The sequence below is a fragment of the Pseudoxanthomonas sp. J35 genome (genome assembly GCF_000513995.1).
Lineage (GTDB): Bacteria > Pseudomonadota > Gammaproteobacteria > Xanthomonadales > Xanthomonadaceae > Pseudoxanthomonas.
In genome coordinates this window covers 20,612-45,664 of the sequence record NZ_AZVB01000001.1, presented here as the reverse complement: position 1 = coordinate 45,664, position 25,053 = coordinate 20,612, and the positions used below count along the sequence as shown (strand labels likewise).

23 protein-coding genes are annotated in these 25,053 nt (G+C 71.3%); 15 read left to right on the top strand and 8 right to left on the bottom strand.

The features are described from left to right. Nucleotides 1-357: 357 nt before the first annotated feature. Nucleotides 358-1,101 carry a Crp/Fnr family transcriptional regulator gene (locus PSEJ35_RS0100205; protein ID WP_028916012.1) on the bottom strand — a complete coding sequence of 248 codons (744 nt, stop codon included), beginning with the start codon at nucleotides 1,099-1,101 and terminating at the stop codon, nucleotides 358-360. Between the two features lie 107 nt (nucleotides 1,102-1,208). Here PSEJ35_RS0100205 and hisS point away from each other — a divergent pair, with 107 nt between their 5' ends. Further along, the gene (gene hisS, locus PSEJ35_RS0100200) at nucleotides 1,209-2,621 is read left to right on the top strand and encodes a histidine--tRNA ligase (protein WP_028916011.1); all 1,413 of its coding nucleotides are present in this window, start codon (nucleotides 1,209-1,211) and stop codon (nucleotides 2,619-2,621) included. A gap of 31 nt (nucleotides 2,622-2,652) precedes the next feature. After that, nucleotides 2,653-4,545: an aromatic amino acid lyase gene (locus tag PSEJ35_RS0100195; RefSeq protein WP_028916010.1), complete on the top strand. Its 1,893-nt coding sequence runs from the start codon at nucleotides 2,653-2,655 to the stop codon at nucleotides 4,543-4,545. A gap of 3 nt (nucleotides 4,546-4,548) precedes the next feature. On the opposite strand, the gene PSEJ35_RS0100190 is transcribed toward PSEJ35_RS0100195, so the two are convergent. Next, nucleotides 4,549-6,330: a diguanylate cyclase gene (locus PSEJ35_RS0100190; protein ID WP_198014129.1), complete on the bottom strand. Its 1,782-nt coding sequence runs from the start codon at nucleotides 6,328-6,330 to the stop codon at nucleotides 4,549-4,551. A 412-nt stretch (nucleotides 6,331-6,742) separates the two neighbouring features. Between PSEJ35_RS0100190 and PSEJ35_RS0100185 the strand changes: the two genes are divergently transcribed. From PSEJ35_RS0100185 to PSEJ35_RS0100140, 10 genes are all read left to right on the top strand, one after another. Then, the gene (locus tag PSEJ35_RS0100185) at nucleotides 6,743-7,072 is read left to right on the top strand and encodes a YerC/YecD family TrpR-related protein (RefSeq protein WP_028916008.1); all 330 of its coding nucleotides are present in this window, start codon (nucleotides 6,743-6,745) and stop codon (nucleotides 7,070-7,072) included. Then, nucleotides 7,069-7,983, top strand: a complete 915-nt coding sequence (hisG, locus tag PSEJ35_RS0100180) for an ATP phosphoribosyltransferase (protein WP_028916007.1) — start codon at nucleotides 7,069-7,071, stop codon at nucleotides 7,981-7,983. Before PSEJ35_RS0100185 ends, hisG begins: the two co-directional genes overlap by 4 nt. After that, entirely contained in the window at nucleotides 7,980-9,314 is a 1,335-nt protein-coding gene (gene hisD / locus PSEJ35_RS0100175) for a histidinol dehydrogenase (RefSeq protein WP_037081924.1), read from the top strand. Before hisG ends, hisD begins: the two co-directional genes overlap by 4 nt. Beyond that, nucleotides 9,311-10,417, top strand: a complete 1,107-nt coding sequence (hisC, locus tag PSEJ35_RS0100170; RefSeq protein ID WP_028916005.1) for a histidinol-phosphate transaminase — start codon at nucleotides 9,311-9,313, stop codon at nucleotides 10,415-10,417. Before hisD ends, hisC begins: the two co-directional genes overlap by 4 nt. Continuing rightward, nucleotides 10,414-11,487, top strand: a complete 1,074-nt coding sequence (gene hisB / locus PSEJ35_RS0100165) for a bifunctional histidinol-phosphatase/imidazoleglycerol-phosphate dehydratase HisB (protein WP_028916004.1) — start codon at nucleotides 10,414-10,416, stop codon at nucleotides 11,485-11,487. Before hisC ends, hisB begins: the two co-directional genes overlap by 4 nt. Further along, nucleotides 11,484-12,083: an imidazole glycerol phosphate synthase subunit HisH gene (gene hisH / locus PSEJ35_RS0100160; RefSeq protein ID WP_028916003.1), complete on the top strand. Its 600-nt coding sequence runs from the start codon at nucleotides 11,484-11,486 to the stop codon at nucleotides 12,081-12,083. The genes hisB and hisH overlap by 4 nt, the downstream gene beginning before the upstream one ends. Beyond that, nucleotides 12,083-12,832, top strand: coding sequence for a 1-(5-phosphoribosyl)-5-[(5-phosphoribosylamino)methylideneamino]imidazole-4-carboxamide isomerase (gene hisA, locus PSEJ35_RS0100155; protein WP_028916002.1), 750 nt, complete (start codon nucleotides 12,083-12,085; stop codon nucleotides 12,830-12,832). Before hisH ends, hisA begins: the two co-directional genes overlap by 1 nt. Then, nucleotides 12,826-13,599, top strand: coding sequence for an imidazole glycerol phosphate synthase subunit HisF (gene hisF, locus PSEJ35_RS0100150; RefSeq protein ID WP_028916001.1), 774 nt, complete (start codon nucleotides 12,826-12,828; stop codon nucleotides 13,597-13,599). Before hisA ends, hisF begins: the two co-directional genes overlap by 7 nt. Continuing rightward, nucleotides 13,592-14,269 (top strand): bifunctional phosphoribosyl-AMP cyclohydrolase/phosphoribosyl-ATP diphosphatase HisIE, encoded by a 678-nt coding sequence (gene hisIE / locus PSEJ35_RS0100145; protein ID WP_037081921.1) that lies wholly within the window; start codon nucleotides 13,592-13,594, stop codon nucleotides 14,267-14,269. Before hisF ends, hisIE begins: the two co-directional genes overlap by 8 nt. A 65-nt stretch (nucleotides 14,270-14,334) precedes the next feature. After that, nucleotides 14,335-15,906, top strand: coding sequence for a calcineurin-like phosphoesterase family protein (locus PSEJ35_RS0100140; RefSeq protein ID WP_028915999.1), 1,572 nt, complete (start codon nucleotides 14,335-14,337; stop codon nucleotides 15,904-15,906). Between the two features lie 168 nt (nucleotides 15,907-16,074). Here the strand turns inward: PSEJ35_RS0100140 and mtnC are convergent, their stop codons facing one another. The 5 genes from mtnC to PSEJ35_RS0100115 all read right to left on the bottom strand — a co-directional run bounded on the left by mtnC (nucleotide 16,075) and on the right by PSEJ35_RS0100115 (nucleotide 21,031). Then, the gene (mtnC, locus tag PSEJ35_RS0100135) at nucleotides 16,075-16,773 is read right to left on the bottom strand and encodes an acireductone synthase (RefSeq protein ID WP_037081919.1); all 699 of its coding nucleotides are present in this window, start codon (nucleotides 16,771-16,773) and stop codon (nucleotides 16,075-16,077) included. A 61-nt stretch (nucleotides 16,774-16,834) separates the two neighbouring features. After that, entirely contained in the window at nucleotides 16,835-17,389 is a 555-nt protein-coding gene (locus tag PSEJ35_RS0100130; protein ID WP_028915997.1) for an acireductone dioxygenase, read from the bottom strand. Nucleotides 17,390-17,507: 118 nt separating this feature from the next. Continuing rightward, a complete protein-coding gene (locus PSEJ35_RS0100125; RefSeq protein WP_028915996.1) occupies nucleotides 17,508-18,152 on the bottom strand; it encodes a methylthioribulose 1-phosphate dehydratase in 645 nt (214 codons plus the stop codon). Between the two features lie 10 nt (nucleotides 18,153-18,162). After that, nucleotides 18,163-19,473 (bottom strand): amino acid permease, encoded by a 1,311-nt coding sequence (locus PSEJ35_RS0100120; RefSeq protein ID WP_028915995.1) that lies wholly within the window; start codon nucleotides 19,471-19,473, stop codon nucleotides 18,163-18,165. A gap of 67 nt (nucleotides 19,474-19,540) precedes the next feature. After that, nucleotides 19,541-21,031: an amino acid permease gene (locus tag PSEJ35_RS0100115; protein ID WP_037081917.1), complete on the bottom strand. Its 1,491-nt coding sequence runs from the start codon at nucleotides 21,029-21,031 to the stop codon at nucleotides 19,541-19,543. Between the two features lie 187 nt (nucleotides 21,032-21,218). Here PSEJ35_RS0100115 and PSEJ35_RS0100110 point away from each other — a divergent pair, with 187 nt between their 5' ends. Continuing rightward, entirely contained in the window at nucleotides 21,219-21,773 is a 555-nt protein-coding gene (locus PSEJ35_RS0100110) for an NUDIX hydrolase (protein WP_028915993.1), read from the top strand. Between the two features lie 7 nt (nucleotides 21,774-21,780). On the opposite strand, the gene serA is transcribed toward PSEJ35_RS0100110, so the two are convergent. Then, nucleotides 21,781-23,022: a phosphoglycerate dehydrogenase gene (gene serA, locus PSEJ35_RS0100105; protein WP_028915992.1), complete on the bottom strand. Its 1,242-nt coding sequence runs from the start codon at nucleotides 23,020-23,022 to the stop codon at nucleotides 21,781-21,783. A 258-nt stretch (nucleotides 23,023-23,280) separates the two neighbouring features. On the opposite strand from serA, the gene PSEJ35_RS0100100 reads away from it, so the two are divergent. Beyond that, nucleotides 23,281-24,666 (top strand): FAD-binding oxidoreductase, encoded by a 1,386-nt coding sequence (locus PSEJ35_RS0100100; protein ID WP_028915991.1) that lies wholly within the window; start codon nucleotides 23,281-23,283, stop codon nucleotides 24,664-24,666. Nucleotides 24,667-24,740: 74 nt separating this feature from the next. Next, nucleotides 24,741-25,052: a DUF2388 domain-containing protein gene (locus PSEJ35_RS0100095; RefSeq protein ID WP_028915990.1), complete on the top strand. Its 312-nt coding sequence runs from the start codon at nucleotides 24,741-24,743 to the stop codon at nucleotides 25,050-25,052. Nucleotide 25,053 lies beyond the last annotated feature (1 nt).

The following is a 25,053-nucleotide window of genomic DNA, read 5'->3' as shown; positions in this document are numbered from 1 at the left end:
GCGTGGCGACGCGCCGGGCGTCACCAGCGCCCAGGCGCATTCCCGGCGCGGACGCGGAACCGCGCGATGCGGCATACCCCTCGCACTGCCGCGGCTCCGTCCGAAGCCGACGCGCCCACCGCCTTTGCTGTTGCTGTCATAGCCCAAGCCGAAGCCGAAGCTGGGAGGTACAGGGCGGTGAGTCCTTCAACGGCGCCGTCCCGGAGTCAGGCATGCGGCAGATTCACCGGAGGGTCGGCAGGGCGCGGGTGGCCGGAAGGTAGCAGCTGCGGCTTCCCGCGAAGCCAGACCGCAGGGCGATCCGGTTCGCCGGGATGGCAGCGGGGTCGTGCGAGGCGGGGAAGCGTCCCCGGCGGCTCAGGCCGCTTCGAGCGCCTTCAGCCCCGCCATGTCGAGGATCTCGACGCGGTAGGTGCCGGGCAGAGCGATCAGCCCGCGGGTGCGCAGGGTGGTCAGGCAGCGGCTGACGGTTTCCACGGTGAGGCCGAGGTGGTCGGCGATGTCCGCGCGCGGCATCGGCAGGAAGATCGACGGGCCGGGGTTGCCGGCGCGGGCCTGCTGCGCGGCCAGCTTGAGCAGGAAGTCGGCCATGCGCTCGGTCGGGTTCATGCGCGCCAGCGCCATCATCCGGTCGCGCGCCGAGTCCAGTTCCACGCAGGCGCGCTCCAGCAGCTTGGCCTGCAGGTGCGGATAGCGCGAGCCCAGCCGCTGCATCGCGTCCAGCGAGAACCGGCACAGCTCGGTGTCGGCCAGCGCCTCGATGTCGTGCTGGTAGCTGCTGGCGCCGCTGAGGCCGACGAAGTCGCCCGGCATGGCGAAGCCGGCGACCTGGCGGCGGCCGTCGGCGGACAGGCGCACCAGGCGCAGCGCGCCGCGGGTGACCGTGTAGACGTGCTTGCGCGGCTCGCCCTGGCGGGCCAGCACCGCGCCGGATTCCAGCACCTGCACGCTGGCGGCGGCTTCCAGGGCCTGCATCTCCTCGCGCGAGAGCACCGAGCAGACCGCCAGGTGGCGGACCTGGCAATGCAGGCAGGATCCGATCGGGCCGGCTTCTTCCGGCGGAGGCGTGAGGCAGGGACTGTCGAACGGAGGCCAGGACATGCGGATTGCCACTGAATCGGTGTGCATATGATACCGGTGCCGGGGCCGGTACCGGGGGCGGCCAAGGTAGAATTGCAGCCTGCAATGTTCCGCCAGGAGTCCCCCGCTTGATCAGGCCCCGCACCCCCGCCGGCGTCATGGAGCTGCTGCCCCGCGAGCAGATCGCCTTCCAGCGCATGCTCGACGTCATACGCCGGAACTACGAGTGTTTCGGCTTCCTGCCGGTGGAGACCCCGGTCTTCGAGCTGTCCGACGTGCTGCTGACCAAGTCCGGCGGCGAGACCGAGCGCCAGGTGTACTTCGTCCAGTCCACCGGCGCCCTGGCCAACGCCGCCGCCGAGGGCGCCGCGGCCGGCCTGCCGGAGATGGCCCTGCGCTTCGACCTGACCGTGCCGCTGGCCCGCTACGTGGCCGAGCACGAGCACGAGCTGAGCTTCCCGTTCCGCCGCTACCAGATGCAGCGCGTGTACCGCGGCGAGCGCGCCCAGCGCGGCCGCTTCCGCGAGTTCTACCAGTGCGACATCGACGTGATCGGCAAGGACACCCTGTCGATCCGCTACGACGCCGAGGTGCTGGCGGTGATCCACGCCGTGTTCTCCGAGCTGGGGATCGGCGCGTTCCGCATCCAGCTCAACAACCGCAAGCTGATGCGCGGCTTCTTCGAGGCCCAGGGCGTCACCGACCCGCAGCAGCAGGCGCTGGTCCTGCGCGAGGTCGACAAGCTCGACAAGCGCGGCGCCGACTACGTGCGCGAGACCCTTACCGGCCCGGATTTCGGCCTGCCGGCCGCGGCCGTGGAGCGCATCCTGGCCTTCGTCGAGGTGCGTTCGACCTCGCACGCCGACGCGCTGGCCCGCATCGACGCGGTGCTGGCCGAGGCGGGCGAGGGCGCCAGCGAGGTGCTGCGCGCCGGCGCCAGCGAGCTGCGCGAGGTGCTCGGCCTGGTCAAGGCCATGGGCGTGCCCGAGTCGACCTACTGCCTGAACTTCTCCATCGCCCGCGGCCTGGACTACTACACCGGCACCGTCTACGAGACCCAGCTGGTCGAGCACCCGGGCATCGGCTCGATCTGCTCCGGCGGCCGCTACGAGGACCTCGCCAGCCACTACACCAAGAGCAAGCTGCCGGGCGTGGGCATCTCCATCGGCCTGACCCGCCTGTTCTGGCAGCTGCGCGAGGCCGGCCTGATCGAGGGCATCGCCGAGAGCAGCGTGCAGGCCATGGTCGCGCTGATGGACGAGTCGCAGCTGCCGCAGGCGCTGGACATCGCCCGCCACCTGCGCGCCGGCGGCATCAACACCGAAGTGCAGATGGAAGCGCGCAAGGTCGGCAGGCAGTTCCAGTACGCCTCGCGCGCCGGCATCCGCTTCGTGGTCCTGGCCGGCGAGGACGAGCTCGCCCGCGGCGTGGTCGCGGTCAAGGACCTGGCCCGCGAGCAGCAGTTCGAAGTGCCACGCGAGGAACTGGCCGGCACCCTGCGCGTCGAACTGGAACAGGCCCGCGCCCTGGCCGGCCGCTGAGCCGGCCGCACCCGCACCACGGAACCCCTGCATGCAGAGCATCCGCCTCGACGGTCAGAGCCTGACCCGCGACCGCCTGGTCGCGGTCGCCCACGGCGCCAGGGTCGAACTGGACCCGCGCGCCCTCGAAGCGGTGCGCCGCGCCGCCGACTTCCTCGCCGAGCAGGTCCGTCGCGAGGAGCCGATCTACGGCGTCTCCACCGGCTTCGGCTCCAACGCCGACAAGCTGCTCGGCGCGCATCCGCTGCGCGACGAACTGCCCGGCGCCAGGCCCTCGGGCCGCTCCCTGCACGAGGAACTGCAGCACAACCTGATCGTCACCCATGCGGTGTGCGTGGGCGAACCGATGGCCGCCGACGTGGTCCGGGCGATGATGTGCATCCGCATCAACACCCTGCTCAAGGGCCACTCGGGCATCCGCGTGCAGACCCTGGAGGCGATGGCGGCGATGCTCAACGCCGGCATCGTGCCGGTGGTGCCGCAGCTGGGCTCGGTCGGCGCTTCCGGCGACCTGGCGCCGCTGTCGCACCTGGCCATCGTCCTGCTCGGCGGCGGCGAAGCCTTCTTCGAGGGCGAGCGCCTGCCCGGCGCCGAGGCCCTGCGTCGCGCCGGCCTGCAGCCGGTGTCGCTGTCCTACAAGGAAGGCCTGGCGCTGAACAACGGCACCGCGCAGATGCTGGCGATGGGCGTGCTCGCGCTGCACCGCCTGGAGCTCATGCTCGACACGGCCGACCTGGCCGCGGCGATGACCATCGACGCCTTCGCCGGCCGCCTTGGCGCCTTCGCCGGGGAAGTACACGCGCTGCGTCCGCACCCGGGCCAGGTGCAGGTGGCGGCGAACCTGCGCCGCCTGCTGTCCGGTTCGACCCTGGCCGACATCCCGTACCACCTGGTGCCGAAGTTCCGGCCGTGGCTGCCGTCGAGCTGGGACACGGACGAGTCGCGCGAGCTGCGCTTCGACATCGGCTGGGACTGGGTGCCGGCCGACCAGCGCCATGGCCGCGAGAAGTTCTACCGGCGCTTCCTGCCGTTCCGCGGCGGCAAGAAGCACCAGCCGCAGGACAGCTATTCGCTGCGCTGCATCCCGCAGGTGCACGGCGCGGTGCGTGACGCCGCCGCGCAGGCCGCCCGCGTGCTCGACATCGAGCTCAACGCGGTCACCGACAACCCGCTGGTGTTCCCCGACCGTACCGATGCGGCCTATGTTGAGGAACAGGTGATCTCCGCCGGCCACTTCCACGGCATGCCGCTGGCGCTGGCGCTGAGCTACCTCAAGGCGGCGATCCCGACCCTGGCCTCGATCTCCGAGCGCCGGCTCAACAAGCTGGTCGACCCGGCCACCAACGACGGCCTGCCGGCGTTCCTGATCGGCAACGAGGACGGCACCGAGTCGGGCCACATGATCGTGCAGTACACCGCCGCGGCGATCGTCAACGACCTGGCCAGCCGCGCGCATCCGGCCTCGGTGTTCTCGGTGCCGACCAGCGCCAACGCCGAGGACCACGTGTCGATGGGTGCCAACGAGGCGCGCCACGTGCTGGCCATGGTCGAGGACCTGGGCAAGGTGCTGGCGCTGGAGCTGTACACCGCCGCGCAGGCGCTGGACCTGCGCCGGGACATGATCAACGCCGCCCGCGCGCTGGCCCGCCGCGCCGACGCCGACGCGCTGGCGGCCAAGGTCCAGGGCGGCCCGCCCGCCGACGCACCGGCGCGCGGCCGCTTCCTGGAAGAGGTCGAGGCGCTGCGCACGCAGCTGGCCCAGGCCGATGCCTTCCATCCGGGCGTCGCGGTGGCTGCCGCGCACGCGCGCATCCGCCAGGAAGTGGCCTTCCTCGAGCGCGACCGTGCGCTCGATGGCGAGGTCGCGGCGATGGTGCGGCTGGTCGCCTCCGGCGCGCTGCTGGAAGCGCTGCCCCGCGCCTAGCCGCTAGCCGCCGGCGACGTGGACCTGGTCGCGGCCGGCGGACTTGGCCGCGTACAGCGCCGTGTCCACCACCTGCAGGGCCAGGTCGCTGGCGATGCCGGGGCTGGGGTCGGCGGTGTCGACCACGTGTACGCCGATGCTGGCGGTGACCATCACTTCCGGTCCGCGCGTGCGGATCGGTCCGGCGCGCAGGCGTTCGCAGATCTCCTCGGCCAGCTCGCGGGCGCGGTGCACGTCCATGCCGGGCAGGGCGGCGATGAATTCCTCGCCGCCGTAGCGCGCCACCAGAGCGTGGTGCGGGCGCAGCACCGCCTCGACGATCCGTGCGCAGCGGCGCAGGCAGTCGTCGCCGACCAGGTGGCCGTGGCGGTCGTTGATCGCCTTGAAATGGTCCAGGTCGACCATCAGCAGCGACAGCGGCTGCTCCTGCAGGCGCGCGGCTTCCAGCAGCGACTCGAATCGCTCGCGGAACCAGCCGCGGTTGTACAGGCCCGTGAGCGGGTCGTGGCGGCTGGCCTCGCGCAGCCGCGCGTGCGCGGTCTCCAGCTGGGCCAGGGCGTTGCGCAGCTCGCCGGTGCGTTCCAGCACCTGCGATTCCAGCTGCAGCTTGGCGCGGCGCACGATGCGTTCGTTCTCGTTGCGCAGCGAGGCGTAACGGTAGCTCAGCGCCACCGACAGCAGCAGCATTTCCAGGGCCGAGCCGATCTGCACGCCGTACCCGGTCAGGAACGACTTCGGCAGCAGGCCGAAGGCCAGCAGGGTGAACATCGCCGTGCCCAGCAGGAACGTCGCCCAGGCCAGCAGGAACAGCCGCGCCGAGCGGTCGCCGCGGCGCATCGCCACCAGGGTGACGGTGAGGATCCAGCCGATGCTCAGGAATACCGACGCCGACGCCAGTGGCGTGGCGATGCGGTAGGGCAGCCAGACCGAGGCGATGCCCAGGGCCATGAAGTAGGCGATGCAGCCGATGGTCACCCGGTCGCCGGCCGGCCAGGCCGTGCGCAGGCGCAGGAACACCCGCGCGAACTGCTGCATGCCCACCTGCGCCAGGCAGATCGACAGCGGCACCGACAGGTCGGCCAGCCACGGCGAACCCGGCCACAGGTACTCGAAGCCCAGGCCGTTGAGGGTCAGCAGCACCAGGCCGAAGGCGCCGATGTGGAACAGGTACCAGAAGTAGCTGGCGTCGCGCAGCGCCAGCCACAGCACCAGGTTGTAGAAGAAAAGCGCGACCAGGATGCCGTAGTAGATGCCGATGGCGAACTGCGCGTCGCGCGACAGCTCGATGAACGTCGCCGGCGTGTACAGGGTCAGCGGCACCTGCATCGAGCTCTGGCTCTGCACCCGCAGCAGCAGGTCGGCGCGCTCGCCCGGCGGCAGTTCGAGCATGAAGTTCGGGTAGCGGTAGCGCACGGCGCGCGCGTCGAACGGCAGGTGATCACCGCCGGCATGGTGTTCGACCCGGCCGTCGGCGTGGCGCACCCACAGGTCCAGGCGGTCGCTGAGCGGGTATTCCTGCACCAGCAGCCACTGCCGCTGGCGCGTGTCCTGGTTGCTCACCGGGACGTGGAACCAGAACGCGCCGTGCTGGAAGCCGAAGGCCGCGCCGGTGGCGGGCAGGGCCTCGAAGCGGCCCTGGTCCACTTCGCGCCAGGCATCGGCGACATCCATCGTGCCGGTCCCGTCGTGCAGGTAACGGGTGTGCGGGGCCAGCGCGAGCTGGCCGTGGTTGCGGTCGAGCAGCGCCTGCGCCAGCGCCGGCGCGGCCAGGACGAGTCCCAGCACCGCGCCCACCCAGCACCAGAGCCTGCCGTGTTTCCGTTGCGCCATCCGCCCCCCGGAACCCGTCCACCCTTCCGGCAGTGTAGGCGTCCGCGGACAGCCCTGCACCGCAACGCCTCGGCCGACGAGTTGGTACATCGAGCCGAGAAGACCTGGTGAAAAGCCTCTGAACCCTCCCCGCGAGGATCCGGCAGGGGCGAAACATTCCCCGCATTCCACCCGGTCCGGGCGGTCGAGGGCCACGCTCCCGCGCTTGGACGGGGACCCGAAGCCCATCAACTGAGCAGGGCCAAGAGGGGCGGCGAGGCACCGGTGCCGTGGCAAGGCTGAACGGTCCTGTTCCGTTCCCGCCCCGGCGATTGACCGATGCTGCGCTGCGGCGTAATGTATTAGCACGCTAATACGTTGATACGTCATGAAGCCCCGTCCCACTCCCGCTTCCGCCCGCCCCTCCGACCAGGCGTTGCAGGTGCTGGCCGATGCCATCGCCTCGCTGCAGACCGGCGAGGAGGTCGCGGCCTTCCTGCGCGACCTGTGCACCCCGGCCGAGCTGGAGGCGATGGTCGACCGCTGGGGGGTGGTGCCACTGCTGCTGAAGGGCGTGCCGTATCGCGAGATCTACGAGCTGACCGGGGTCAGCGTCACCACCATCGGCCGGGTCGCGCGCACGCTGGAGCGCGGTGCCGGCGGCTATGCACTGGCCCTGGGCCGGAGCCTCACCTCCAGCGCGGAAACGACACGATGACTCCCCCCCTGGGATCGGCCACCCGCGACCGCCTGCGGATCGCCATCCAGAAGAGCGGCCGCCTGGCCGAGCCGGCCCGCGCCCTGCTGGCTTCCTGCGGACTGAGCTGGCGCGAGAGCCGCGACAAGCTGTTCTGCTACGGCGAATCGCTGCCGGTCGACCTGCTGCTGGTCCGCGACGACGACATCCCCGGCCTGATCGCCGACGGCGTCTGCGACCTGGGCATCGTCGGTCGCAACGAACTGGACGAACAGGCCGGCGCCCGCGCGCGCATCGGCCTGGCCCCGGCGTACCGCGCGCTGCGCGGCCTCGGCTTCGGCCAGTGCCGGCTGATGCTGGCGGTGCCGGACGAATGGGAATGGACCGGCCCGGAACAGCTGCAGGGCACGCGCATCGCCACCAGCTACCCGGCGATCCTGACCGAGTGGCTGGAGGCGCGCGGCATCGCCGCGCAGGTGGTGGAGCTGTCCGGTTCGGTCGAGATCGCGCCGCGGCTGGGCACCGCCGACCTGATCTGCGACCTGGTCTCCAGCGGCGCCACCCTCAGGGCCAACCAGCTCAAGCCGGTGGAGACCCTGCTGGAGAGCGAGGCGGTACTGGCCGGCCCGGCCGGCAGCTTCGACGATGCCCGCGCCGACCTGGCGCAGATGCTGCTGCGGCGCATGGATGGCGTGCTGCAGGTGCGCGAGCGCAAACTGCTGATGTTCAACGCCGAGCGCGAGGCGCTGCCGGCGCTGGAACGGCTGCTGGCCGATGCGGGCCCGCTGGTCCAGCTGCCTTCGTCCAATGGCGTGCTGACCCTGCAGACCATGTGCGGCGAGGGCACCGTGAGCTGGCAGCGGCTGGAGGAGCTGGAACGCGCCGGTGCGCGCCAGCTGATGGTCCTGGGCGTGGAGAGGTCGCTGGCATGAGCGCCGTGGGAAGCAATGCAGTGCGGCCGGCCTGGAACCGCCTGCAATGGTCCGGGCTGGACGCGGCCGCGCGCAGCCGCGCGCTGACCCGCCCGGTGCAGGTCGTCGCCGACGCCACCCGCCAGGCCGTGGCCGCCGTGCTCGACGCGGTGCGCGCGCGCGGCGACGAGGCGCTGCGCGAACTGACCGCGCGCTTCGACAAGGTCGAACTCGAACGCTTCGAGGTCACCGCCGAGGAATTCGCCGCCGCCGAGGCCGCGGTGGCGCCGGAACTGCGCCAGGCGATGGCCGAGGCCGCCTCGCGCATCGAAGCCTTCCACCGCGCCGGCATGGGCCAGGGTTACAGCGTGGAGACCGCGCCGGGCGTGGTCTGCGAACGCATGATCCGCCCGGTCCCGCGCGTGGGCCTGTACGTGCCGGCCGGCAGCGCGCCGCTGCCGTCGACCGCGCTGATGCTGTGCGTGCCGGCCGCGCTGGCCGGTTGCCGGCAGGTGGTGCTGTGCACGCCGCCGCGCGCCGACGGCAGCGCCGATCCGGCCGTGCTGGTGGCCGCGCGCCTGGCCGGCGTCGGCCGGGTGTTCAAGCTGGGCGGCGCCCAGGCGATCGCCGCGCTGGCCTTCGGCACCGCCAGCGTGCCCAAGGTCGACAAGATCTTCGGCCCCGGCAACAGCTACGTCGACGAGGCCAAGCGCCAGGTCGCGCAGTCCGGCGCCGCGGCCATCGACATGCCGGCCGGCCCCTCCGAGGTGCTGGTGATCGCCGACGACGGCGCCGATCCGGCCTTCGTCGCCGCCGACCTGCTGTCGCAGGCCGAGCATGGCCCGGATTCGCAGGTGCTGCTGCTGTCCGACAGCGCCGGCCTGATCGACCGCGTCGAAGCCGAACTGGCGACGCAGCTGGTCGCGCTGCCGCGCGCTGCGATCGCCAGCCGCGCGCTGGCCTCCTCGCGCCTCATCCAGACCGGCTCGATCGAGGAAGCCTTCGCGATCAGCAACGAATACGCGCCCGAGCACCTCATCCTGGCGCTGCGCGAGCCGCGCCGGTGGCTGGACCGCGTCGAGGCCGCCGGCTCGGTGTTCCTCGGCGACTGGACCCCGGAGGCGCTGGGCGACTACTGCAGCGGGACCAACCATGTGCTGCCCACCAATGGCGCGGCGCGCGCCTGGAGCGGGGTGAGCGTGGCCAGCTTCCAGAACTTCGTCAGCGTGCAGGCGGCCAGCCGCAAGGGCATCCAGGCGATCGGCGGATGTGCGGTGACCCTGGCTCGGGCGGAGCGGCTCGATGCACATGCCAACGCGGTCGCGCTGCGACTGAAGGCGGCCGGCGCATGAACGGCCAGCCCCCGAACGAAGAAGACGCGCTGTTGCGCCTGGTCCGCGAGGACCTGCGCGGCTTCGGCGGCTACAGCTCCGCGCGCAGCCACGCCTTCAGCGGCGAGATCTGGCTCAATGCCAACGAGAGTCCCTGGGCCAATCCGGCCGACGCCGGCAGCCGTTGCCGCCGCTATCCGGAACCGCAGCCGCCGGCGCTGCGCGAGGCGCTGGCGCGCCTGTACGGGGTCGGCGAGGAGCAGCTGCTGGTCGGCCGCGGCAGCGACGAGGCCATCGACCTGCTGGTGCGCGCGCTGTGCGTGCCGCGGCGCGACGCGATCGTGACCACGCCGCCGGTCTTCGGCATGTACGCGGTCAGCGCCCGCCTGCAGGACGCGCTGCTGCGCGAGGTGGCGCTGGTCGACGGCCCGGACGGCTTCGGCGTGGACCTCTATGCGGTGGCCGCGGCGGCGGAGCAGGGCAGCGCCAGGCTGGTGTTCCTGTGCAGCCCGTCCAATCCCACCGGCGCCGACGTGCCGCTGGCCGGGATCGCCGCGCTGGCCCGGCGCCTGGCCGGGCGCGCGCTGGTCGTGGTCGACGAGGCCTACGGCGAGTTCTCCGAGCAGCCCTCGGCGACCACGCTGATGGGCGAGCACCGCAACATCGCCGTGCTGCGCACCCTGTCCAAGGCCCACGCCCTGGCCGCAGCGCGGATCGGCACGCTTATCGCCGATCCGGCCCTGGTCCGGGTGCTGCGCGCCTGCCAGGCACCGTACCCGATCCCGACGCCATGCGCGGACCTGGCTGTCGCCGGCCTGTCCGACGAGGCCCTGGCCCGCACCGCCGAACGCGTGGCCGTGGTGCGCAGCGAGCGCACGCGGCTGGCCACGGCGCTGGCCACGGTGCCCGGCGTGCGCCGGGTGTATCCGTCCTCCGGCAACTACCTGCTGGTGCGCTTCGCCGATGCGCAGGCCGCGTTCGACGGCCTGCTCGCCGCCGGCGTGGTCGTGCGCGACCAGCGCGCCGCGCCGCAGCTGGGCGACGCCCTGCGCATCACCATCGGCAGTCCCGAACAGAACGATCGCGTGCTGGCCGCGCTGGCCGCACAGGAAGCAGCAGCATGACCCCGATCCTTTTCATCGACCGCGACGGCACCCTGATCGAGGAGCCGGAGGATTTCCAGATCGACGCCTACGGGAAGCTGCGCTTCGTCAAGGGCGTGATCCCGGCGCTGCTGAAGCTGCGCGATGCCGGCTACCAGTTCGTGATGGTGTCCAACCAGGACGGCCTCGGTACCGAAAAGTACCCGCAGGAGAGCTTCCAGGGCCCGCACGACCTGATGATGCAGGTGTTCGAAAGCCAGGGCATCGCCTTCCGCGACGTGCTGATCGACACCAGCTGGCCGCACGAGAACAAGCCCACGCGCAAGCCCGGCATCGGCCTGGTGCTGCCGTACATCCAGGACCGCTCGATCGACTGGAAGCGCTCGGCCATGGTCGGCGACCGCCCGACCGACAACGAGTTCGCCGCCAACCTGGGCATCCGCGCGTTCCAGCTGAAGACCCCTCAGTTCGGCGGCGAGTGGGACTGGGCCGGCATTGCCCACGAGCTGGCCGACGCGCCGCGCCGCGCGGTGGTCCAGCGCAACACGAAGGAAACGAAGATCCGCGTCGCCGTCGACCTGGACCGCGCCGCCGATCCGAGGATCCACACCGGCCTGCCGTTCTACGACCACATGCTCGAGCAGATCGGCAAGCACGGCGGCTTCGCCCTGGAGATCGAGGCCGAGGGCGACCTGCATATCGACGAGCACCACACCATCGAGGACACCGCCCTGGCCCTGGGCCAGGCGCTGCGCGAGGCGCTGGGCGACAAGCGCGGCATCGGCCGCTACGGCTTCACCCTGCCGATGGACGAGACCCACGCCAGCGCGGCGCTGGATTTCAGCGGGCGTCCGTACCTGGTCTACCAGGGCAGCTTCGCCCGCGAGCGCGTGGGCGACATGCCCACCGAGCTGGTGCCGCACTTCTTCCGTTCGCTGTGCGACGCGGCGGGCCTGAACCTGCATATCACCGTTACCGGCGACAACGACCACCACAAGATCGAAGCCAGCTTCAAGGCGCTGGCGCGCGCGCTGCGCCAGGCCACCCGCCGCGAGGGCGACGCGCTGCCGTCGACCAAGGGGGTGCTGTGAGCGACGTCGCCATCATCGATGCCGGCGGGGCCAACCTCGGCTCGGTCTGCTACGCGCTGGAACGCCTGGGCGTGAGCCCGCGGGTGGTGCGCGACGCGGCCGGGCTCGAAGGCGCCGACCGGGTGATCCTGCCCGGTGTCGGCGCGGCCCCGGAAGCGATGCGCCGGTTGCGCGCGCAGGAACTGGTGGAACCGTTGCGCCAGCTGCAGGCGCCGCTGCTGGGCATCTGCCTGGGCATGCAGCTGCTATACGAAGGCTCGGAAGAGGGCGATGTCGAATGCCTGGGCCTGCTGCCGGGCGTGGTCCGGCACATGCGTCCGGCGCAGTGCATCCGCATCCCGCACATGGGCTGGAACGGCCTGCGCATCATGCGTCCGTCGGCGCTGCTGGACGGCGTGCCGGAAGGTGCCAGCGCCTATTTCGTGCACAGCTATGCGGCGCCGGTCACCGCGGACACGGTCGCCGCCAGCGACCATGGCAGCCTGTTCACCGCGGTGGTCCAGCGCGGCCGCCATTGCGGCGCGCAGTTCCACCCGGAGCGCTCGGCCGCCACCGGCGCGCGCATCCTGCGCAACTTCCTGGAGATGGATTTCTGATGGGCTTCACCGTTTACCCGGCGCTGGACATCCGTGGCGGCAAGGTCGTGCGCCTGGCGCAGGGCGATTACGCGCGCGAGACGCAGTACGGCGACGACCCGCTGCCGCGCGCTGCGGCGTTCGCCGCCGCCGGCGCGCGCTGGATGCACCTGGTCGACCTGGACGCGGCCCGCGCCGGCGGCTACACCCTGGCGCCGCTGCTGGCGGCGATCAGCCGCGACACCGGGCTGCAGGTGCAGACCGGCGGCGGCGTGCGTTCGCGCGACGACGTCGCGCGGATCCTCGATGCCGGTGCCGCGAGGGTAGTGGTCGGCTCGCTGTCGGTGCGCGAGCCGGAGACCGTGCTGGCCTGGCTGGACGAGTTCGGCGGCGAGCGCATCACCGTGGCCCTGGATACCCGCCAGGACGAGGCCGGCACCTGGCAGCTGCCGGTGCACGGCTGGACCGAGAACGCCGGGGCGAGCCTGGACGCATTGCTGCCGCGCTACGTCGAGGCCGGCCTGCGTCACCTGCTGTGTACCGACATCGCCCGCGACGGCATGCTGTCCGGGCCCAACCTGGATCTGTACGCGCACCTGCATGCGCTGGCGCCGGCCGTGGCCGTGCAGGCCTCGGGTGGCGTGCGCGACGCCGCTGACGTCGCCGCCGCGCGCCAGGCCGGCTGCGCCGGAGCGGTGCTCGGCCGCGCCCTGCTGGAAGGTCGCCTGGCGCTTGCCGACGCGCTGGTGCTGGAGAAGTCCGCATGCTGAGCCGCCGCATCATTCCCTGCCTGGACGTGCGCGACGGCCGCGTGGTCAAGGGCGTGCGCTTCCGCGACCACGTCGACATGGGCGACATCGCCGGCCTGGCGATGCGCTACCGCGACGAGGGTGCCGACGAGCTGGTTTTCTACGACATCAGCGCCAGCCCGCAGGGCCGCTCGGTCGACCATGCCTGGGTCGAGCGCGTGGCGCGGCTGATCGACATCCCGTTCTGCGTGGCCGGCGGCATCCGCGACGTGGAGACCGCACGCCGCGTGCTGCATGCCGGCGCCGACAAGATCTCGATCAACTCGCCGGCGCTGGAGCGGCCGGCGCTGGTGTCGGAACTGGCCGACGCCTTCGGCGTGCAGTGCGTGGTGGTCGGCATCGACTCGATCCGCGAGGCCGACGGCCAGTGGCGGGTGCGGACCAATACCGGCGATCCTTCGCGGACCCGCGAGCCGGGCGTGCGCACCCTCGACTGGATCGTGGAGGCGCAGCGCCTGGGCGCCGGCGAGATCGTGCTCAACTGCATGGACAGCGACGGCGTGCGCCGCGGCTATGACATCGTCCAGCTGCGCGAGGCGCGCGCGGCCTGCCACGTGCCGCTGGTCGCCTCCGGCGGCGCCGGCGAGATGCAGCACTTCGCCGAGGCCTTCGAACTTGCCGACGTCGACGGCGCGCTTGCCGCCAGCGTATTCCACAGTGGCACCATTGCCATCCCGGAACTCAAGCGTTTCCTGCGTCGGCGGGAAATCGAGGTGAGAGATGTCTGAGCCCGCTTCCGTAGCGCCCCGCGTGCATGGCCCGACCCTGCTGTGCGAGTCCCTCGACTGGGACAAGGGCGACGGCCTGCTGCCGGCGATCGTGCAGGACCCCGACAGCCTGCGCGTGCTGATGCTCGGTTACATGAACCGCGATGCCTTCCGCGCCACGCTCGACACCCGCCTGGTGACCTTCTACAGCCGCAGCAAGCAGCGGCTGTGGACGAAGGGCGAGACCTCCGGCCATGTGCTGGAGCTGGTCGGGATCGACACCGACTGCGATTCGGACACGCTGCTGGTGCTGGCGCGCCCGCGCGGGCCGACCTGCCACCTGCAGCGGGCCAGCTGCTTCGCCAGCGCGCCGGCCCAGGCCGAGGCACCGCTGCCAGCCTCGGGCGATGTCGCCTTCCTCGGCGAACTCGACGCACTGGTCGCGCGGCGCGCGCGCGAGCGGCCCGAGGGCAGCTACACCACGCGCCTGTTCGAGTCCGGCGTGCGCCGGATCGCGCAGAAGGTGGGCGAGGAGGGCGTGGAGACCGCGCTGGCCGGCGTGGCCCAGAACGACGAGCAGCTGCTCGGCGAGGCCGCCGACCTGGTCTACCACCTCACCGTGCTGCTGCATTCGCGCGGCCTGTCGCTAGCCCACGCGGTCGAGGTGCTGGAGCGGCGCCACCGCGGCTGAGCGCCGCGGTCGCCGGCGGCGGGGGCGACTACAATCGCGGTCCCGTTCCTTTCCCTGGTGACGCGATGTTCCAGCGCGCCTTCGCTGCCCTGATCCTTGCGGCGTCCATCCTGCCGGCCGCGGCATACGCGGCCACGACCGTCGCGGTAAGCGGCCAGGTCTACCTGGAACAGGACGGGCGTCCCGGGCGCACTGCCGGCGATGCCGTGCTGGCGGACGTGGCCGTCTCCGACGGCGAGCGCATCGTGCGCACCGACGCGCAGGGGCGTTACCGCATCGACGCCCGCCCCGGCGCCCACGTCTTCGTGGTCAAGCCCGCGACGCTGCGCTTCGCGCCGGCGGCCGACGGCCTGCCGGCGTTCTGGCGCGCGGTGCCGGCGAAGGGTCGCCTGCAGGCCGACTTCGCGCTGCTGCCCGCTGCGGATGCGACCTCTGCGGGCACCGAAGTGCTGGTGTTCACCGACAGCCAGGTGAAGAGCCGGCGCGACATCGACCATTACCGCCGCGACATCGTCGAACCGATCATCGGCCGCCACCCGGCTGCGCTGGGCGTGACCCTGGGCGACCTCGTCGACGACGAGGTGGAGCTGTACGCGGAGCTCAACGCCGTCACCACCCGGCTGCAGGTGCCCTGGTTCCACGTGCCGGGCAACCATGACGTCGAACCCGGTGCGAAGGACGACGCGGCCTCGCTGGCGAGCTGGCACGCGGTCTACGGCCCGGACACCTACGCGGTGGAGGAGGGCAGCGCCGCCTTCGTGTTCCTGGACGACGTGGTCGTGCAGCCGGGCCACGGCCCCGGCTACGTCGGCGGCCTGCGCGAGGACCAGTTCCGCTTCCTCGAGGCCTACCTGGCCGGGCTGTCGGCCGAACGCCTGCTGGTGCTGGGCATGCACATCCCGGTGTTCGACACCGGCGGCCGCCAGACCTTCCGCGCCGCCGACCGCGCCCGCCTGTTCGCCCTGCTGCGCGACCGTCCGCGCGTGCTCCTGCTCAGCGGCCACAGCCACGTGCAGCAGCACTACTGGCATGGCGAAAAGGATGGCTGGCAGGGCGCCGCGCCGCTGCACGAGTACAACGTGGGCGCGACTTGCGGCGCATTCTGGTCGGGCGTGGCCGATGCGCAGGGCATTCCCGACGCGACCATGGCCGACGGCACGCCGAACGGCTACGCCACGCTCTCGATCGATGCCGACGGCGGCTACGCGCTGGCCTACCATCCGGCCCGCGTGGGCGACGACGATCCGGGCTTCACCCGGGCCATGGCCCTGCACACGCCCAAGGTGCTGCGGAAGGGGGCGTATCCGGCCTGGGGCGTGTTCGCCAACGTGTTCATGGGCGATGCCTCGACCCGCGTCGAGTACCGCATCGACGGCGGCGCGTGGAAGCCGATGAAGCGCGTCGAGCGCGCCGACCCGCGCCTGCTGGTGGAGAACGTGGCCGACGACCTGGCGCCGGCGTTGCGCGGTTTCGACCGTTCCCCCGAGGCGGTGGATTCCACCCACCTGTGGCGCGGCGCGCTGGATACGGCATTGGCTCCCGGCGTGCACCGGGTCGAGGTGCGCGCCTTCGACCGCTGGCAGGGCGAGGTGCTGGCCTCGACGGAATACCGGCTGCAGGAAGCCGCCGGGGAATAGGGCGCCGGTGCGATGTCCCGCGGCTGGCTGGCGAAGGCTGGCTGGCGGCGGATGCGTGACTGGCGCGCGAAGCGGCTGGTTGCGTGGCGCGCAGTCTAGCCAGCCGGCGCGGCGCGCGTTCAAACGCGAACCATTCCCGGTTCGGCGCCTCCGCGGCGCCGGCATGGGTCAGAACGGCAGCTCGACCTCGAGGAAGCTGGACACCCGGGTGTGGCCGTGCGCGGCATCGCCGGCACGCGGCTGGGCGTAGTCCGCCGGCCGGTCGACCAGCACGGTGTGCAGGCCGGCGGCACGCGCGGCATCCAGTTCCTCGACCACGTCGGACAGGAACAGGATGTCGTGCGGGGCGACGCCGATCTCCGTGGCGATGCGCGTGTAGCTGGCCGCCTCGCGCTTGCCGCCGACCTCGGTGTCGAACCAGCCGGAGAACAGCCCGGTCAGGTCGCCGGCATCGCTGTGGCCGAAGAACAGCTTCTGCGCCGGCACCGAGCCGGAGGAATACACGTACAGCGGCAGGCCGAGCGAGTGCCAGCGCCGCAACGTCTGCGCCGCGTCCGGGTAGACCGGTGCGGTGAAGTCGGCGTTGCGGTAGCCGGCTTCCCAGACCATGCCCTGCAGCGCCTTGAGCGCGGTGTGCTTGCGGTCCTGGTCGATCCAGCCCTGCAGCGTCTCCACGATCATCGCGTCCTGGCACAGGCCGCCGGCCTCGACCGCGACCACGTCCAGCCAGCGCCGCACCTCCGGCTCGTGCCCGTGCGCTTCGACGAAGCCGGGCAGGGCGCGCCGCGCATAGGGGAACAGCACGTCGCGCACGAACGAGATGCTGCTGGTGGTGCCTTCGATGTCGGTGAGGATTGCGCGGGTCATGTCGGTCACAAAACGAGCGCCCCTCCAGTGAGGGGCGCGGGATCGGGAAGGGGATTGAAGATCAGGCGGCTTCGGGCTCGTAGCGCGGGAAGCGGCCGGCGATGTCGGTGCCGGTGAAGTGGCCTACCCAGCCGTCCGGCTCGGTGAAGAAGCGGATCGCCACGAAGTTCGGCGACTCGCCCATGTCGAACCAGTGCTTCGTGCCGTCCGGCACCGCGATCAGGTCGTCCTTCACGCACTCGACCTCGTAGACCTTGCCATCCACGTGCAGGGTGAACAGGCCGGAGCCGGCGACGAAGAAGCGGACCTCGTCTTCCTTGTGGAAGTGCTCGTCCAGGAACTTCCTGCGCATTTCCACGCGGTTCGGGTTGTCCGGGGCGATGCTGACCACGTCCACGGTGCGGAAGCCGCGCTCGGCCACCAGCCGGTCGATGTCGGCGCGGTAGGCCTCCATCACTTCCTCCGGGGACGCGCCGGGCTCGACCGGCTTGCTGGCCTGCCAGCGCTCGAAGGTCACGCCGATCTTCCCCAGCTCGGCGGCAATGGCCTCCCCGTCGCGGCTGGCGAACAGGGGCTGGCCGGGATCGTTCTCGTCGAAGATGCGCAGTCGGCTCATGGGGGCGTTCTCGCGGCGTGGCGCACCAGGCGCCGGGGACCGCCTAGGGTACCAGCTGCGCCGCCGCCCGCCGGCAACGCCAGCGCAACGGCGGCCTGCGGCGCTGGAACGCCGCGGCTCAGCGGGCGCCGAGCTTGCGCAGCTCCAGCTCGCAGCCGAGCAGGAACTCGAACGCCTCCAGGTGGCGGCGCGCCTCGGCCATGTCGCGGCCCCAGGCGTACAGGCCGTGGCCGTCGATCAGGTAGCCCCACATGGCCTGGCGGTCGAGCAGGGCGTCCACCTGCGCCGACAGCACGGTCATGTCCTGGGTGTTGGCGAACACCGGCACGTCCACCGCGGTCTCGTGGGTGCTGTTGCCATGGAAGGCCTTGAGCAGCTCGTAGCCTTCCAGGCGCACGTGGCCCTGGCGCGCGTACAGGCGCGAGGCCACGGTCTGCACCGGCGAGTGCGTGTGCAGCACGCAGCCGACCTCGGGGAAGCGCCGGTACAGCCGCGTGTGCAGCAGGGTCTCGGCGGACGGCCGCAGCGGCCGGCCGACGGCCTGGCCGTCGAAGTCGACGACCATGATGTCGTCCTCGACCAGCCGGCCCTTGTCGCGGCCGGACACGGTGATCGCCGCGTGGCGGTCGTCCAGGCGGTGCGAGAAGTTGCTGGACGTGGCCGGCGTCCAGCCCAGCTGCGCAAGCTCGCGGATGTTGTCGATCAGCAGCCGGGCCAGCGTGCCGAGGCGGGCCGGGTCGTAGGGAACCTGGGGGGTGTTCATGCCGCGCAGTTTAACGCGCCGCGGCTTCCTTCCGGCTGAAACCGCGGAAGGCCGCCCACGCCAGCAGCGCGATCACAAGTCCGCCGACCAGGGTCTTGCCCGGCGTCGAATAGACCAGCAGGCCGCAGGCCACCAGCGCGCCCATGCCCAGCACCTTCTCGCGGTGGCTGGACGGACGCCCGCGGGTGCCCAGCAGCAGGGACAGGCCCGCCGCGACATAGGCCATCACCACCAGCACCACGACCATCTCGATCAGCACCTCGAACTGGCCGGACACGGTCGGCGCCAGGGTGAGGAAAGCCAGTGCGGTCATCGACAGCGAGATGATGAACAGGCCGGTGGCGGCCGAACCGTTCGGTCGCAGGTGGCCGAACACCGATGGCAGGAAGCCGCGCTGCGCCGCACGCGCGCCGGATTCGCCGGTGACCAGCATCCAGCCGCCAAGGGTGCCGGTGGCCTTGACCGCGGCGGCCGCCGCGATGATCGGCATGGCCCACGGCCCGAACATGTTCCCCGCGACCAGCGCGAAGGGCGCGCCGGACTGGGCAAGTTCGGCAGCCGGCACGATGCCCATCATCAGCACCGAGGACACCAGGTACACCGCGCCGGCGATGGCGATGCCGCCGAGGGTGGCGCGCGGCACGTTGCGGTCCGGGTCGTCGACCACGCCGGCGATCATCGCGCCGGTCTCCAGGCCGACGAAGGCCCAGAAGATAGGCGCCAGCGACTGCATCACCACGGTCACATCGGACTGGCCGGAGACGTTCCAGGAGTCGCGGTACACCGTCGGATCGAAATAGGCCCAGCCGGCGGTGAGGATCAGCGCCACCGGCAGCAGGCCCAGCACCACGCACAGCGACTGGAAGCGCGCGATCGGCCGCGGACCCATCAGGTTCAGCGCGAACATCAGCCAGATCAGCGCCACCTGGCCGCCCAGGCGCACGCCCGGCCCGTCGCCGATCGGCAGCCAGGTCTGCAGTACCACCAGCAGGTAGCCGAACGCGGCCACGGCGATGGCGTTGTTGCCGATCCACGACGACACCCAGTACATGGTCGTGGCCAGGAAGCTGACGTCGCGGCCCAGCGAGGGCCGCACGTAGTCGTCGGGCGACTCCAGGCCCGGATGGTGCCGCGCCAGGCGCGCGAAGGCGCCGCCCAGCATCATCGCCAGTGCCGTGCACACCAGCCAGGCCAGCGCGGTGACGCCGCCGGACTTGGCCAGCGTGGCCGGCAGAAGGAAGAACCCCGAACCGATCATGTTGTTGGCGACCACGAAGGTCGCCAGCACCGGACCGATCTTGCGTGCGGACGTTGCGCCCATCTTTGCGCGTTTCCCCTGGGTGGAACGAAGCGGCCGGCGCAGGACGCCGGCCGCGTGCGGATCGTGGTCAGCCGGCCTTGCGCAGCTTGCTGTGGCGGTAGCCGTAGGCGAAGTAGATGACCTGGCCGAGCACGGTCCAGCCCACGAAGATCTTCCAGTGCTCCATGAACGACTGCAGGAACAGGAACAGGCAGGCGACCAGGCCGAGCGGGCAGATCAGCCAGAACATCGGCACGCGGAACGGGCGGGGCAGGTCGGCGCGGGTGAAGCGCAGCACGAACACGCCGACGCACACCGTGGCGAAGGCCAGCAGGGTGCCCATCGAGACCAGCTCGCCCAGCACGCTCAGCGGCATGAAGCCGGCCAGCATGCAGGCCAGCACGCCGACGATGATCGTGCCCACGTACGGGGTCTGGAACTTCGGGTGGACCTTGCCGAACAGCTTCGGCAGCAGGCCGTCGCGCGACATCGAGTAGAAGATGCGCGGCTGCGCCATCAGCATTACCAGGATCACCGAGGACAGGCCGGCGATCGCGCCGATCTCCACGGCGGTCTTCAGCCAGCCCACGCTGGCGCCCGGGTCGGCCTTGAGCACTTCCTCCAGCGCGGTGGCCACCGGCTTGGCGGTGCCCAGCAGCGAGTAGTGGGTCATGCCGGTCAGCACCGCGCACACGGCGATGTAGATGACGGTGCACACCGCCAGCGAGCCGAGGATGCCGATCGGCATGTCGCGCTGCGGGTTCTTGGCCTCGCCGGCGGCGGTGGATACCGCGTCGAAGCCGATGTAGGCGAAGAACACGATGGTGGCGGCGCGGTACACGCCTTCCAGGCCGAACTGGCCCGGGCCGGTGTTCTCGGGGATGAACGGGGTCCAGTTGGACGGATCCACGTACTGGATGCCGAAGCCGAGGAAGGCGGCGATGACCACCACCTTGATGGCGACGATGATCGCGTTGACGAAGGCCGACTGGGTGATGCCGACGTAGCACAGGCCGCTGACCGCGGCGACGATCAGCACCGCCGGCAGGTTGATGATGCCCTCGGTGGCGACGAAGCGGCCCTCGCTCCAGGTCAGCGGCGCCGAGGCCAGTTCGGCGGGGAAGGGCAGGCCCAGCGTCGAAGTCAGGAAGCTGACCAGGTAGCCGGACCAGCCCACCGCGACGGTGGATGACGCGAACAGGTACTCGAGCACCAGGCACCAGCCGATGAACCAGGCCACCGCCTCGCCCAGGGTCGCGTACGAATACGAATAGGCGCTGCCGGAAACCGGCATCATCGAGGCGAACTCGGCGTAGCACAGGCCCGCCATCGCGCAGGCGAAGCCGGCCAGGACGAAGCTGAGCATGATCGCCGGGCCGGCGTGGTTGGCCGCGGCCTGGCCGGTGAGCACGAAGATGCCGGCGCCGATCACCGCGCCGATGCCCAGCAGCACCAGGTGGCGTGCGGTCAGCGTGCGCTTGAGTTCCGATTCCCCATGCAGGCTGCCCTCGAACGGTTCGCCCGCATCGACATGCCCGGCCGGTTCGACCGGTTTGACGATGAAAAGTCCCTTGGACATTGCGTAGTGTTCCCCTGTTGCCGCCGTCCGGATGGCTGTGGTCTGGTATGCCGCATACGCCACCGGCGCGCAGCTCAAGCGCCGTACCTTGCCAAAGGGGCATGAGGACCACAAGCTGTGCCGCGGCATTCCCGCAACGGCGCCTGCCCCGGCGGTTGGCGGGCGCGCCCATTCATGGAAGGACGCGATGCGTTTCAGCGATTTCCGCCGGCAACTGCTCGACTACCGCCGGCGCCATCCCGGGGAAGCCGCCACCGTCGACGCCTTCGCCGCCCTGCTGGACGATCCGCAAGACCCGTTCCTGCGCGCGCGCCTGGAGGGCCACTTCACCGGCTCGGCCTGGGTGGTCAGCGCCGACGGCGGGCGCGCGCTGCTGACCCACCACCGCAAGCTGGACCGCTGGCTGCAGCCGGGCGGGCATGCCGACGGCGACGTCGACCTGGCGCAGGTGGCGCTGCGCGAGGCGCAGGAGGAAACCGGCGTGCCGGGGTTGCACCTGGAGGACGGCGAGCTGTTCGACCTGGACCGGCACTGGATCCCGCAGCGCGGCGATGTCCCGGGCCACTGGCATTACGACGCGCGCTACGTGGTCCGCGCCGGCGCGGACGAGCGCTTCGTGGTCAGCGAGGAATCGTACGACCTGGCCTGGCGCGAGGTCGCCACGATCCACGCCACGTCGGACGACGACTCGATGCGGCGGCTGGCCGGCAAATGGCTGGCGCGGCGATCCGCCGCGCCCTGAGCGGCCGTCAGTACAGGACGCGGGTGCGCAGCGTGCCCGGGATCGCCGCCAGTTCCTCGCGCAGCAGCGCGCCCTGGGCCTCGTTGGCGGCCACGTCGATCACCACGTAGCCGACCTTCGGGTCGGTGCGCAGGAACTGGCCGTCGATGTTGAGCGCATGGCGGCTGAAGATCTCGTTGATCTTCGACAGCACGCCCGGCACGTTGCGGTGGATGTGCAGCAGGCGCAGGCTGCCCTCGTGCTCGGGCAGGGTGACCTCGGGGAAGTTCACCGCCGACAGGGTGCTGCCGTTGTCGCTGTAGCGGACCAGCTTGGCCGCCACCTCCACGCCGATGTTCTCCTGCGCCTCCAGCGTGCTGCCGCCGATGTGCGGGGTCAGGATCACGTTGTCGAAGCGGGTCAGCGGCGAGACGAAGGGATCGTTGTTGCCCTTCGGTTCGACCGGGAACACGTCCACCGCGGCGCCGCCGAGGTGGCCCGATTCCAGCGCCGCGGCCAGCGCGTCGATGTCGACCACGGTGCCGCGCGAGGCGTTGATCAGGTGCGCGCCGCGCTTCATCGCCGCGATCTGCGTCGCGCCGAACATGTTCTTCGTGGCCGGGGTCTCCGGCACGTGCAGGGTGACCACGTCCGCGTGCGCCAGCAGGTCCTCCAGGCTCTGCGCGGCGCGCGCGTTGCCCAGCGACAGCTTGGTCTCGATGTCGTGGAAGACCACGTTCATGCCCAGCGCCTCGGCGAGCACGCCGACCTGGGTGCCGATATGGCCGTAGCCGACGATGCCCAGGGTCTTGCCGCGCGCCTCGTGGCTGCCGGCGGCGGACTTGGACCAGCCGCCGCGGTGGCATTCGGCGTTCTTCTGCGGGATGCCGCGCATCAGCATCACCGCCTGCGCGACCACCAGCTCGGCCACCGAGCGGGTATTGGAGTAGGGCGCGTTGAACACCGGGATGCCGGCCAGCTCGGCGGTCTCCAGGTCGACCTGGTTGGTGCCGATGCAGAAGCAGCCCACCGCGATCAGGCGCTTGGCCTCGGCCAGCACGTCGGCGCTCAGGTGAGTGCGCGAGCGGATGCCGACGATGTGGGCCTCGGCGATGCGCGCCTTCAGCTCGTCCTCCGGCAGCGACTTCTCGTGGAACTCGATCTGGCTGTAGCCGGCCGCCCGGAAGGTCTCCACCGCGGTCTGGCTGACGCCCTCCAGCAGCAGTACGCGGATGTCCGATTTCGGGAAGGAGGTCTTCTTGGGCGACATGCGCGCGGCTTCCGGGAAACTGGGGCGGGGAGCCCACAACTATGCCAGAAGCGTCCACCGTTTTCCGCAGCGCATCATGCCGTTTCGCGCAACAGCGGCGGGCGCCCGCGCAACGACCCGCGCAGGCGAAAGTTGCCGCTGAAACAGGCGTTTGGCCGCGGCGGGCCCCGCCAGCGGCACGGCCGCCGGCGCGCTGGACGCGACCGGCCCGGGACTGGCACGCTTGCAGGCTCCCGCACGTCCCGTCCTGCCGCTCCCATGACCGATCCCCGCCTCGCCGACCTGCAGCAGTCGGCGCCCGACCTGCGCCTGAAGACCGACCCGGCCGACCTCGAGCACTACGGCCGCGACTGGACCCGGCGCTGGACCCCGGCGCCGCTGGCGATCGCCCTGCCGGGCTCGCTGGAGGAGGTGCAGGCCGTGGTCCGCTGGGCCAACCGCCACAAGGTCGCGATCGTCCCGTCCGGGGGCCGCACCGGCCTGTCCGGCGGCGCGGTGGCCGCCAACGGCGAGCTGGTGCTGAGCCTGGAGCGGATGAACAAGGTGCTGGAATTCGACCCGGTCGACCGCATCCTGACCGTGCAGGCGGGCATGCCGCTGGAGGCCGTGCACAACGCCGCGGCCGAGCACGGCCTGGTGTATCCGGTGGACTTCGCCGCGCGCGGGTCGTGCTCGATCGGCGGCAACATCGCCACCAATGCCGGCGGCATCCGCGTGATCCGCTACGGCAATACCCGCGAATGGATCGCCGGCCTGACCGTGGTCACCGGCGCCGGCGAGGTGCTGCGGCTCAACCGCGGCCTGCTGAAGAATTCCAGCGGCTACGATTTCCGCCAGCTGATGATCGGCTCGGAAGGCACCCTGGGCATCATCGTCGAGGCGACCCTGCGCCTGACCGACCCGCCGCCGCCGACCAACGTCATGCTGCTGGCGCTGCCCTCGTTCGAGGTGCTGATGCAGGTGTTCGCCGGGTTCCGCGGCCGCCTGCGCCTGGAGGCGTTCGAGTTCTTCACCGACCGCGCGTTGCGCCACGTGCTGGCGCACGGCGCGCAGAAGCCGCTGGAGGACGAGTACCCCTTCTACGTGGTCACCGAGTTCGCCAGCAACGATGAAGCCACCGAGGCGGCGGCGATGGCCGCGTTCGAGCACTGCATGGAGCAGGGCTGGGTGGCCGACGGCGTGATCAGCCAGTCGGAGGCCCAGGCGCAGCAGATCTGGCGCCTGCGCGAGGGCATCACCGAGGCGGTGGCCAGGTACAAGCCGTACAAGAACGACGTGTCGGTGCGGATCTCGGCGATGCCGGCGTTCCTGGCCGAAACCCAGGCGCTGCTCGGCGAGGCCTACCCGCACTTCGAGGTGGTCTGGTTCGGCCACATCGGCGACGGCAACCTGCACATCAACGTGCTCAAGCCCGACGACACCACCGACGCGGATTTCGTCGCCCAGTGCGAGCACGTGACCAGGCTGCTGGCGCAGGCCCTGCAGAAGCATGGCGGCAGCATCTCCGCCGAACACGGCATCGGCCTGGTCAAGAAGCCGTACCTGGGCAGCACCCGCAGCGAGGCGGAGATCGCCCTGATGCGCGGGGTCAGGCAGGTCTTCGATCCCAACGGGATCCTGAATCCGGGCAAGCTTTTCGACTGAGTGCGCGGAAACGCGCGGCGGCTCCGGTTAGTCTTGGGCTTCCGCCGCGCCGCGGCCCATCCGCCTGCAGAACGATGAAGCACTACCTGCTCACCGCCACCCTGGTCCTGCTCGGCATCGCCGCTTCCCACGCCCTGGCCGCCAGCTTCGCCGGAACTTCGGCCGGCGCGTCCTCGGCCGGTTCCTCGGCTTCCTCCGGCAGCACGTCGGGCGACGACAAGCTGGTGCGCGAGGCCCGCGAGGACGCCGCCGGTTTCGTCGCCAGCGATGGCCGCCTGCGCAGCGCCCGGCTGGAGGCGGCGCTGCGGGTGATACGCGAGCGCGACCCCGCCGCCGCCCGCGCCAGCGACCTGGCGCTGGCGCGCCGCATCCTCGCGCAGGACTGAG